A 2384-nucleotide genomic window follows, 5' to 3' on the forward strand; every position below is an offset into this window, starting at 1 on the left:
CCCCCGACCCCGCCACCGCCCCGGCGGCAACCGGCCCGGTCGCCCTGGTCATCGGTTCCTCCGCCGGATACGGCCTCGCGGCGACCCTCGCAGGGCTCAAGCGCGCCGGCATCAGGGGCATCGCCGTCTGCTTCGAGAAGGCCCCCACGCCACGCCGTACCGCCACCGCCGGCTGGTACCGCACCGCCGCCACGGCCGACCTCGCGCGCACCGCCGGACGCGACCTGGTCTTCCTGAACGGCGACGCGTTCTCCGACGACCTGAAGGACCAGGTCGCCGACCTGATCGAGACCCGCTTCGGCGGCAAGCTCGACCACCTGATCTACTCGGTCGCCGCGCCCCGCCGCACGGACCCCGACACGGGGACGACGTACGCGTCCGTCCTCAAGCCCATCGGGCGGGCGAGCCGTACGAAGACCCTCGTCTTCGACGACCAGGGCGCCCCCGAGGTCCGCGAGGTCGACACCGCGCCCGCCGAGGGCGACGACGTCGAGCAGACGGTCGCCGTGATGGGCGGCGCGGACTGGGAGCGCTGGATCGACCACCTCGGCGCGCGCGACCTCCTCGCCGAGGGCTTCTCCACCGCCGCCCTGTCGTACATCGGCTCGCCCCTCACGGAGGCCATCTACCGGCAGGGCACGATCGGCGCGGCCAAGGCCCACCTGGAGGCCACCGCCCGCACGCTGGACGAGCGGCTCGCCAAGACGGTCGGCGGCAAGGCGGTCACCTCCGTGAACGGCGCGGCCGTCACCCAGTCCTCGACGGCCATCCCCGGCATCGCCCTCTACACCGGCCTGCTGCGCGGCGTCCTCGCCGACGGCATGGTCTCGCCCATCGGCCAACTCGCGTCCCTCTGGGACCAGTTGACCGGCGTCACCCCGCTCGACCTGGACGACGAGGGCCGGGTACGCCTCGACGCCTGGGAACTCACCGACGCCGTACAGACCGCCGTCGCCGAACGCTGGGCAGCGGCGACCACCGACACCATCGCCGGGCTCGCCGACCTCGACTGGTTCCACGCGGAGGTGCAGCGCCTGTACGGGTTCGCCGTGCCTGGCGTCGACTACACGGCGCCGGTGGAGACGGACGTCGCCTGGCCCCAGGCGCTGCCGACGGCGTCTCGCCGTACGACGCAGGCCTGACCAGCGGGATTCCCGCCGCTACCCTCGACCCGGTACGGCAGCGGATCGCGTCCGAAAGGCCCCCATGACGAAGATCATCGAAACCGGCGGCGGAAAGGTCCGGGGCGTCGAGTCCGGCGACGGCGTCCTGTCCTGGCGCGGCATCCCCTACGCCGCCCCGCCGACCGGCGAGCTGCGCTGGCGCCCGCCCCGGCCCGCCGAGCCCTGGACCGGCGTACGCGACGGCTCCCTCCCCGGCAGCCCCGCGATCCAGCCACCGCCCCTGATGCCCGGCCCCGCGGGCCCGCTGGAGATCCCGCCGCCCTCCGAGGACTGCCTGTACCTCAACGTCACCGCCCCCGCCGCCGCCGAGCGCGCGCCCGTCCTGGTCTGGCTGCACGGCGGCGGCTACCACGTCGGCAACGGGCACGACATCGCGGGCGACGGCGCCGCGTTCGCCCGGGACTTCGGCGCCGTCGTCGTGAGCTTCAACTACCGGCTCGGCGCGCTCGGGTTCCTCTCCCTGCCGGACGAGGAGCACACCGGCGCCCACGGCACCCACGACCAGATCGCCGCCCTGCGCTGGATCCACGCCAACATCGCCGCGTTCGGCGGCGACCCCGGGCGGGTGACGGTGTACGGCGTGTCCGCCGGGGCCAAGTCCATCTCCAACCTCATCGCCTCGCCGCTCACCCGGGGCCTCATCCACGGCGCCGCGACCAGCAGCGGCGGCGACCACGTGGCGACGCCCGCGCAGAGCCGCGCCCTCGCCGGCCGCTTCCTCAAGGAACTCGGCGCCGACGACCCCCGGCAGGCGCCCGCCGCGGCTGTCCTGGACGCGCAGACCGCCATCGCCGAGGGCCTGGAGGCCACCTGGGTGTGGCGGCCCGCCGTCGACGGGCTCGCCCTTCCGCGCCGGCCCACCGCCGCCATCGCCGACGGCGCCGCCGCGGGCATCCCCCTCCTCGCCCAGCACTGCCTGAGCGAATGCCTCCTCTTCGAACTCGGCGCACCCGGCTCCGCCGCCCACGCCGACCGGGTCCTGACGGACGCCTTCGGCCCCACCGGACGCGACGAGATTCTCGCGGCCCATTCCGGGGACGACCGGATCGCCGTCATGACCGACGAGCGGTACGTCGTCCCCACCACCCGCCTCGCCGACGCGCAGAGCGCCCACGCCCCCGTCTGGCGCTCCCGGTACGACGGCCCCCTCGCCGAGTACGGCGGACTCCCCGCGTTCCACGGCTCCGACACCCCCGGGAT

At 75.0% G+C, this 2384-nt stretch carries 2 protein-coding genes; both read left to right on the plus strand.

What is annotated here, in order from left to right; translation table 11 throughout:
• The coding region (locus tag AOK24_RS14800; RefSeq protein WP_055720535.1) for a trans-2-enoyl-CoA reductase at positions 1-1142 on the plus strand (1142 nt) is incomplete at its 5' end.
• Between the two features lie 64 nt (positions 1143-1206).
• On the plus strand, positions 1207-2384 hold a 1178-nt coding region (locus AOK24_RS14805), incomplete at its 3' end, for a carboxylesterase/lipase family protein (protein WP_055720536.1).

The sequence above is a fragment of the Streptomyces niveiscabiei genome, assembly GCF_001419795.1.
Taxonomy (GTDB): domain Bacteria; phylum Actinomycetota; class Actinomycetes; order Streptomycetales; family Streptomycetaceae; genus Streptomyces; species Streptomyces niveiscabiei.